The sequence below is a fragment of the Desulfitobacterium sp. THU1 genome, from assembly GCF_038181555.1.
Taxonomy (GTDB): Bacteria; Bacillota; Desulfitobacteriia; order Desulfitobacteriales; family Desulfitobacteriaceae; genus Desulfitobacterium.
In genome coordinates, this window is the sequence record NZ_JBBWUA010000008.1 from 118,718 (window position 1) to 126,289 (window position 7,572).

Below are 7,572 nucleotides of genomic sequence, written 5' to 3' on the forward strand. Positions count from 1 at the left end.
GATTTTTCTCTTTTTCTGTTTTTACTCACCGAAAATCACCCACCTTTCTCCGTCATAATCCTCGTATTGTTCCGTTGTGACATTCTGCTCATAATAGACACCCAGCAGGCGCTTGATGTCCGATTCACCCGCCTTGCGCACCGTGAAGCCCTGATCCTTAAGGCTCTTTTCGATGCGGGAGAGGTAGGGCTGAACATCGCGTTCCTTTTCATTTCTCAGCCGGATGATGATTAGAAATTCCCTTGCCGTTGCCATCTGCACCTGCATACGGTCAAGGGCGGTCTGATCCTGTGCCAGCAGTTTTCGGATGACAGGATTCTGCTCGGCATCCATTCTTGCTTTGAGATAACTCTTATTGTCCTCGAAGTTTTCCCGGCTGTTCAGGCACAGCATTTCAATTTCAGCAATGCCCTTGAGAACATTCATAAGAGCGTAGATTCTTGCCCCCACGCTGCTCTCAGACAAAACACTGATATTGGTCGGTTTAATCATAAAAAACACCAGCTCACCGTGGGGCGTTACAAGGCTGTGGGCGGTGATGCCATCAATGCCCATGAGCTGGCGGGTGGAGGCTTTTTCTCTGGCCTCCTGTTTCTTTTTTCTGTTCATATTCATCCCCTCCATTCGTAGGTCTGCTGCTTGCCAAAGAAGAAAGCGACGGCGTAGCGGATAAAGTCAAGGATGCTCACATCCTCGAAGCGGATGGATAAAAAGGCATAGACCGCCGTCAGAACAATGGGCGGCAGCCAGCCCAGCCGGGAGAGGGCAAAGACAGAAATCAGGCATTCGATGCCGATGATTCCGATGTCCCGCAGATCCCACAGCCACAGGGTCGCCTTTGATTTTAAGTTGTCGGGGTAGATGTACATCGGGGTGATCCCTCCTGTTCCTCATAGATTTTTCGTAAAAAATAAGCGATGCCTCGGAGGACAAAGTCCACGCAGGGTATCGCCACACTATTTCCAAGAGCTTTATACCGGGCGCTGTCAGATGCCCCCGGAATTAGCGTCCAGCCATCGGGAAAACCTTGGAGCCGTTCACATTCCAGAGGGGTAAGCCTGCGGATGAGGTTGCGCCTTTCCACAATGCATTTGTTCTGACTGACATACTGGCTGCCGATGCCTTTCTCATCTCCACGGCAAAGCGCGCCCACCACCTCTTGGTATGGCTCACACACTGCGTGCCGGTCGCTGGTTGTAATGGTGTAGCTGATGTCCGGCTGACAGCCGAGGCCGTTGCCGCCGTTTTCCGGCTCCCGGTCGATGGTGTTTCCGGCAATGCAGATGGTTTCCTGCAAAATAGCAATGCCGCCTTGGTTCTTGCTGGGATCGGGGCTGGTTGTGTCAATGGTTCTGGCAACCTCCGTTTCCCGGCATCCCGAATGGGGATTTGCTGATTTCATGCTGTTGGATTCCTTGGAATCCAGCGAAAAGGCAACGGCACTGCCCACCAGCGGAACATTATTGCCGCCTGTTCCCATCCGGGCGGACATGGTGGGCGCTACTGCATGGGGGCCGGTGTAGCGGCTGTCAATGCCGTGATTTTCAAATAATACTGGCTGATTATTGCCACTCATCCCGGCACTTGCCGTAATGGTCGGGCAGATGCCCTCGCCAATTTCAGCGCCGCCCTGCTGGGTCGCCATGACCAGCGGCTGATTGTTCCCGCCCTGCCCGAAGCCTGCGGATACTGTCTGCGACACATCCACCGGTCCGGTAAAGCGGGAATCTTGTGCGTGGTTGTCAAACACCAGCGGCTGGTGTCCATGCTCCTGTGCGCGGAGGGTGCCGGTGATATCCTCGGTACAGTGCATCTGACTGCCGCCCTGATCGTTGAGGCACAGTACCGATGGGGCCGTGCCGGTTTTAATGGTGGGTGAGCACTCCGCCTGATAGCCGATTCCTCTCGCATCGGCGCTGGCATTTCCGCAGAAGCCCGCGGTAAGCACACAGGGATAGCCCTGTCCGGCCTGCCCACCGCCGCCGGTAATAGAGGTGTGTACCTCCGGTGAGAGAAAGCAGTCGCCGTCACCCTTGCTGACAACGCCTGCCGCAAACAGAAGCCCTGCCGGGTTTCTTCCCCCGCCGCCGTCCGCACCGGCAAGAGTCGGCGCCACACCCTCCGGCGTGAACACACGGCTTTGCTGGGTATCCCAGCCGTTCAGACAGTTTGGCTGAGATACAAGGGGAGGATGCCCGCCCATACCGGCGCGCAGCGTGGACGCCACATCCTCGGTGACATCCATCCGTTCGCCGCCCTGATCGTTTAAGCACAACAGCGGTTCTGCCACAAAGGTCTGCTGTTTCATCCCCGGCTGAGCCTGTACTGCCCCTGCAATATCGTGCAAATCCCGCACTTCATCACGTTGGTTGGCGGCGAAAGCAATGGGTATTCTTTCTTCTGTCTGAATATATCCGTGCCCACCGCCTTCACCACTATAGAGGGCGGGCCATGTTCCGGTTTCTTCAAAAATGCGGCGGCTCTGTACATCCCATGGGGTCAGGCAAGCCCCGCCTGTATCATCAGTGCGTCCCTGAGCTGGGGCGGCAGCTCCTTGCCGCGGGCCTCCGCTCTGCGCAATATCCCCAAACAGGCTGTCTTGCTTAAATAGTATTTCGGGTGCGGTCGTGCCTCCAAAATCTGCGACAAGGAAGATGCGACGGCGGCGCTGGGCGACTCCCCAGAATTGAGCGTCCATGACTCTCCAAGCCAGGCTGAATTCATTTCCCAAAAGGACAGCCCCAGCAGATTCCCAGCGCCCGGACTCAGGTCGAGGCACATCACAGGCACTGTACTTAATGCGGACGATCTCCTCAATGACCGCCCGGAAGTCCTCCCCCTCTGCGGAGCTGAAGGCTCCGGGGACATTCTCCCAAACGAGGTATCGAGGTCGAACAAGGTGAGCTGGTACGTTTCGTTGCTCATCGGATTTTCTCATCTCCTTCGCAATGCGTGTCTGCTCCATAAACAGGCCGGAACGCTCACCCGCCAAGCCCCGGCGCTGGCCAGCGACCGATAAATCTTGACACGGGCTGCCGCCGCAAATGACGTCCACAGGCGGCAATTTCGCTCCGTCCAGCTTTGTAATATCCCCGACATGGAGCATTTCGGGGAATCGGATTTTCGTCACTTCAATGGGAAAGGCTTCGATTTCACTGGCCCATACGGGAGTGATACCGTTGCGGATAGCCGCCAATGGAAAACCTCCGATCCCATCGAAGAGGCTCCCCATCGTCATCATCAGGCCCTCCTCATCGCCTGCTGGGGAGCTTCGGCCGGTTCGGTGCCTTTGGCTCTGCCGATGGCAAAGCCGTTTTCCTGTTCCATCACCCGGCGAACCGGGATTCCGATTCTGACCGCTTCCTCGATTTCAAGGTGCATTCCATAGGAGATGCGGTCGCCGTAGCACCACAACTCGTCACAGCGGGGCAGCATGGCAAGTCCCATATCCAGACCCGCCTGACGCTCCTGCGGATTGGAATCATCAAGGAGCTGCGGATATAACAGATGGGGCGCAAAAAAAGCGTGCCCCTCGTTCATCACATGGCGGCACGCTTTCCTGGCAAATGCGGTGTTCTGTTCGATGTCCCCGGCATAAGGGGACGCCACATAGATTAATTTCATAGGCTTTTCCTTTCTGTGCTTATTTCGGCGCTACCGCCTGTACGATGGTGCGGGTGGTGTTGACGGCAGCCTGTGCGGTATACACGGCGCTCATCACGTTGGCCTTTGTACTGGTATCCAGCCCGAAGGCTCCGGCAATTCGCGGTACTTCTCCTGCGGCCAGCATCAGACCAAGCCCCAGCAGAGCGTGGGTTCGCAGCACCATAAGCCCCGCCGCAAGGATGGTTGCCTGCAAAAATGTGGTGAGGCACAGACCGATGATCTGCTTGCACCACTGTGTAAAACCGTCGATGTAGCCGCGGGGAACGGAAAACATATACAGGCTGCCCACGGCAATCTGTATGAGCAGGATGCCGCCGCGCTTCAGGTTGGCAAAGAACACCTTAATGACCGCGTACCCCATCATGATGATCATAAAGAGCAGCAGGATGGGGCTTGTAATGACAGCCAGCCCTCCGAACACGCCGGAGCCCATGGCGCCAACCATATCCGGTGAGCTGCCAAGCTCGGAAATGATGTTCCCGGCAAGGTCGCCAAAGCTGGTTCCATAGCCGGTGATCCCCGCCGTGAGGCTGCTCTGGAGATTGACCGAGAGCTTGAACAGCTCCACCGGCACGATGGTAAAAAGGGACACCGCCATAAAGCCCTTAATGGCGTTTAAGGCGGTGTCCTTGATGCTGCCCCGGCCGTGCTGGTACTCGATGCCGGTTTCAAACGCCGACACCACCAGCCCGGTTCCATACAGCGCCCAAGCCAGATAGGAAAAAAACAGGACGATGGACTGCACCCAGCTCATTTCGAACAGCTCCACGCCCATATTTCCCATCTGTGCAAAAAAATCGGCCAGAAAACCGACCACCTGTCCGTAGAGCCATTCGATGATCTGATCCATCACGGTTCCAAGGACAAAGTCCCATATGAACATTGGATTCTCACCCCTTTCTGTGGAAATAAAAAAGGCACACCATGCAATAAAATGCGGTGTGCCTGCATATCTGTCTGAACGGATTTCTGACAGGGTGCTAACATTTAGAAAACTTCAGAAACGACTTGACAATCCGTCCGGTCAGAGCTTCAATACCACACAACGGTGGCCGCCGAAATAAGGAAAAGGAGGTCTATTGTGTGGCAGATTACAAAAAAATGTATGATTCGCTGTTTAACGATGTGACGGATGCCATCTCGCTGCTTCAGCGTGCGCAGCAAAAGACGGAGGAGCTTTTTATCTCCGGTGATGACGGCGTTATTGTGGAACTCAAAAGAGATTCAGAGCCCGACGGCAACGATAAATAGCATAGCCCGTTTACAAAAAGCAAGGAGAGCGGTTCTGCCGCCCTCCTTGTTTTGCTGCTGCAAACGTCTTTTGGGGGAAATAAAAAAGGCACACCGTGGGTTCATTCACAGTGCGCCTTGGAGAATAGTTGCAACTCGCTGCCGACAGGGGTTTCAGACTATACCGCAATCGTTTCCATGTGTTCAAAGTCAATGACCACATCCGCTTGGTCAAAGGTGATTTCGAACAGGATAAGCGCAGGAAGTACATCAGGGATGCTCATAATGTATTCCGGCAGCTTCAATAGAAACTGATCCTTGATGGCTTCCACCGAAACAGAGCTTTTCCGAACAATCCCATTCCTGACCCGAACGTGTTCTTCTCCACTTTCCGGAATCGTTGTGAATGCAGCATGAGGATTTTTCTCAAACTCCGCAACCTTTTGGTTGTCGCTAAAGGTGGAGAAATACAGGGCTTTCGTCTCTGCATCATAATAAAAATTGACGATGCGTACATTGGGCGCTCCGTCTGCCGCTGTAGCCAGCGCCATGGCTGTTTGTGTTTGCATCATGCGCTCAAATTCTTTTCTATAATCCATTTGTTATTTCGTCTCCTTCTTTTTAGGCATAGGCAATTGTGTAGCTGCTTATTTGGTAAAGGAACCAATTTCAATTAAGTTGCCCTCTGGATCTGCAACATAGCAAGTCCGCTGTCCCCACGGCTCTGTTGTAGGTTCTAAGACCGGCACGGCACCGTTTGACACAACCCGCTTAAAGGTATCATCTACTGCGGCATAGTTTTCTACACCCATCGCAATTTCATAATGGCCATGGATGCCATTCGCATAAGAAAACGACCTTTTTGCCATCTGCTCAAAATCTGTTCTGCGATAAAGTAAAAACAAAGTGCCATCTTTCACCAGATAGACATTGCTGGAATCTTCTTCCTCCTTGATTTCAAACCCAAGAACATCACGGTAAAAACGCACCATAGTCGGCATATCTTTCACGAAAATTCCGAAGCCTTCTAATTTCATACGTTTCCCCCCCTTACTTCAGAGCAATGTAGATATCAATATCACAGTTTTCCGGGTCGGCATTTCGGTATTCCTCGAAATCGCCTGTAAAGCTGCGGTCTAAATCCGTCTGCCAAATCTCTCCCCATGAGTCAGAGACGGCCTTTTCCATATGCCCATGCACAGAGAATTTTGCGTATTTTCCGGCAGGGATTGTTTTTACGGTCAGTTCAGGATTTTCTGCCTTGGAAACCTCATTACCCGCTGTTACACAGTACCCATCGGCCGTATAATCGGAATACAGCCCAATGGCGTACTCGTTTACCTTGTTTTTTATCACGGCATTGATGCCGCCTTGGTATAACTTCTCCCAAAGCCCGCCAATGATTTTCCCCATTTCAGGGTCGCTGTTGCTGGTCGCAGCACTTACCCCAACAATAATCTTTTCCTCTAAATGCACAACTTCGTAGTTCATTTGATCGTCCTCCTTGTCTTTGATACTATCATCATAGCAAAGACCAATTGACAGCAGCGTGTCATATTATAAATATTGTGCCAGTGTTTTTTGCAGCTTATCCTTGATTTGCAGGCGGATATCCTCCGGTTCTATGATCTCACAATCCTCACCAAAGGTCGCAAGATATTGATAGACCCAATCGCCTCTGGGCATGGTGAGCGTCGCAATGAAATCACCGCTGGGAAGCGTTTTGTATTGTGAAAATTCATCATAGACACGATACGCCATTTTCTTTGACAGCTTCAGTGTGATTGTCACGAAATCATCTTGAAATATTTTTGTGCCTTCAAATATCTTCGCGGAGGCAGTGCGTTCAAAGCGCTCGTCAAGCAGCTTCAATTCTTTCATGCGCCGCAGTTTGAAAAACCGATAATCTTGACGCACTGTGCAGAAAGCATAAAGATACCAGCTCTGTCCCTTAAAGCAGAGTTTCATGGGTTCTGCTGTGCGCTGCGTGCTGCCCTCACTGCTGTGATACTGAAACGCCACTTTTTTCTTTCCGAGAATGGCGCTTTTCAGCAGGCTGAACAGCTGCGCTTCCTCATCGGCGTTTGCCCAGCCGGAGAAATCAACTTCAACCCAATCGGCGCTGGTGTTTCCAAATAGGGAGGACAGCTTTTGCACCGCAGTATTGGTTTGCTCCAAGTTGACCGCATCTACTGCGTGAAGTGCAGCGAGAATATCTGACTTTTCGCCATCGGTCAGGACAGTTTTATTGAGAACGAAGTCAGGGAGCAGTGAAATTCCACCACCCTTGCCCTTGGTCATATAAATGGGTATTCCCGCCGAGGATAGAAGCTCTACATCCCGGTAAATCGTGCGGGGTGAAACCTCAAAGTGTGTTGCGAGCTCCCCGGCGGTCATACTTTTTTTGTTCAGCAATAGATAAACCATTTCGAATAGCCTGTTAATCTGCATATTATCACCTCTACTGCTTTTATTATAAGATGATAATATGACATCTACAAGACATATTAAAGCAACGAAACATTATTTGTTCCACTACATCCCCAAAATCGTCCAGAGTATCCTTGCAAAAGGATGGCGAACGGACTTTTTCATAGTATCTGTGTCCTTTCCATTGTTCATATTTGTTTAATTGAAAGTTCCGCTTTACTATGGTAAACTCACTTTATATATCTG

The 7,572-nt window shown here is 51.8% G+C and carries 10 protein-coding genes; 1 reads left to right on the plus strand and 9 read right to left on the minus strand.

Translation table 11 applies throughout. The annotated features are described in order from the left end of the window. Positions 1–21 precede the first annotated feature (21 nt). The 5 genes from AAC978_RS09070 to AAC978_RS09090 are packed head-to-tail and all read right to left on the minus strand — an operon-like array spanning position 22 to position 4,549. Positions 22–624, minus strand: coding sequence for a hypothetical protein (locus AAC978_RS09070; RefSeq protein WP_018213976.1), 603 nt, complete (start codon positions 622–624; stop codon positions 22–24). Then, complete coding sequence (locus AAC978_RS09075) at positions 612–869, minus strand: hypothetical protein (RefSeq protein ID WP_018213977.1); 258 nt, start codon at positions 867–869, stop codon at positions 612–614. Before AAC978_RS09075 ends, AAC978_RS09070 begins: the two co-directional genes overlap by 13 nt. Beyond that, positions 845–3,241 carry a DNA cytosine methyltransferase gene (locus AAC978_RS09080; RefSeq protein WP_074432651.1) on the minus strand — a complete coding sequence of 799 codons (2,397 nt, stop codon included), beginning with the start codon at positions 3,239–3,241 and terminating at the stop codon, positions 845–847. The genes AAC978_RS09075 and AAC978_RS09080 overlap by 25 nt, the downstream gene beginning before the upstream one ends. Further along, a complete protein-coding gene (locus AAC978_RS09085; RefSeq protein ID WP_341547723.1) occupies positions 3,241–3,624 on the minus strand; it encodes a DUF7768 domain-containing protein in 384 nt (127 codons plus the stop codon). The genes AAC978_RS09080 and AAC978_RS09085 overlap by 1 nt, the downstream gene beginning before the upstream one ends. 19 nt (positions 3,625–3,643) lie before the next feature. Continuing rightward, on the minus strand, positions 3,644–4,549 hold the full coding sequence (locus AAC978_RS09090) for a conjugal transfer protein TrbL family protein (protein WP_018213985.1): 906 nt from the start codon (positions 4,547–4,549) through the stop codon (positions 3,644–3,646). 200 nt (positions 4,550–4,749) lie between these two features. Here AAC978_RS09090 and AAC978_RS09095 point away from each other — a divergent pair, with 200 nt between their 5' ends. Then, positions 4,750–4,917 carry a hypothetical protein gene (locus AAC978_RS09095; protein WP_018213986.1) on the plus strand — a complete coding sequence of 56 codons (168 nt, stop codon included), beginning with the start codon at positions 4,750–4,752 and terminating at the stop codon, positions 4,915–4,917. A 158-nt stretch (positions 4,918–5,075) separates the two neighbouring features. Here AAC978_RS09095 and AAC978_RS09100 read toward each other — a convergent pair whose 3' ends face one another. From AAC978_RS09100 to AAC978_RS09115, 4 genes are all read right to left on the minus strand, one after another. Further along, complete coding sequence (locus AAC978_RS09100; protein ID WP_018213987.1) at positions 5,076–5,495, minus strand: pyridoxamine 5'-phosphate oxidase family protein; 420 nt, start codon at positions 5,493–5,495, stop codon at positions 5,076–5,078. Between the two features lie 48 nt (positions 5,496–5,543). Continuing rightward, on the minus strand, positions 5,544–5,933 hold the full coding sequence (locus AAC978_RS09105) for a VOC family protein (protein WP_018213988.1): 390 nt from the start codon (positions 5,931–5,933) through the stop codon (positions 5,544–5,546). 13 nt (positions 5,934–5,946) lie between these two features. Continuing rightward, positions 5,947–6,387: a GyrI-like domain-containing protein gene (locus AAC978_RS09110; RefSeq protein ID WP_018213989.1), complete on the minus strand. Its 441-nt coding sequence runs from the start codon at positions 6,385–6,387 to the stop codon at positions 5,947–5,949. A 66-nt stretch (positions 6,388–6,453) separates the two neighbouring features. Next, a complete protein-coding gene (locus AAC978_RS09115) occupies positions 6,454–7,323 on the minus strand; it encodes a helix-turn-helix transcriptional regulator (RefSeq protein ID WP_326521133.1) in 870 nt (289 codons plus the stop codon). Positions 7,324–7,572 lie beyond the last annotated feature (249 nt).

Bases quoted from the DNA above. Each gene is read 5' to 3' on its own strand.
- AAC978_RS09070 (WP_018213976.1), bottom strand. From the start codon at position 624: ATGGAGGGGATGAATATGAACAGAAAAAAGAAACAGGAGGCCAGAGAA.
- AAC978_RS09075 (WP_018213977.1), bottom strand. From the start codon at position 869: ATGTACATCTACCCCGACAACTTAAAATCAAAGGCGACCCTGTGGCTG.
- AAC978_RS09080 (WP_074432651.1), bottom strand. From the start codon at position 3,241: ATGATGACGATGGGGAGCCTCTTCGATGGGATCGGAGGTTTTCCATTG.
- AAC978_RS09085 (WP_341547723.1), bottom strand. From the start codon at position 3,624: ATGAAATTAATCTATGTGGCGTCCCCTTATGCCGGGGACATCGAACAG.
- AAC978_RS09090 (WP_018213985.1), bottom strand. From the start codon at position 4,549: ATGTTCATATGGGACTTTGTCCTTGGAACCGTGATGGATCAGATCATC.
- AAC978_RS09100 (WP_018213987.1), bottom strand. From the start codon at position 5,495: ATGGATTATAGAAAAGAATTTGAGCGCATGATGCAAACACAAACAGCC.
- AAC978_RS09105 (WP_018213988.1), bottom strand. From the start codon at position 5,933: ATGAAATTAGAAGGCTTCGGAATTTTCGTGAAAGATATGCCGACTATG.
- AAC978_RS09110 (WP_018213989.1), bottom strand. From the start codon at position 6,387: ATGAACTACGAAGTTGTGCATTTAGAGGAAAAGATTATTGTTGGGGTA.
- AAC978_RS09115 (WP_326521133.1), bottom strand. From the start codon at position 7,323: ATGGTTTATCTATTGCTGAACAAAAAAAGTATGACCGCCGGGGAGCTC.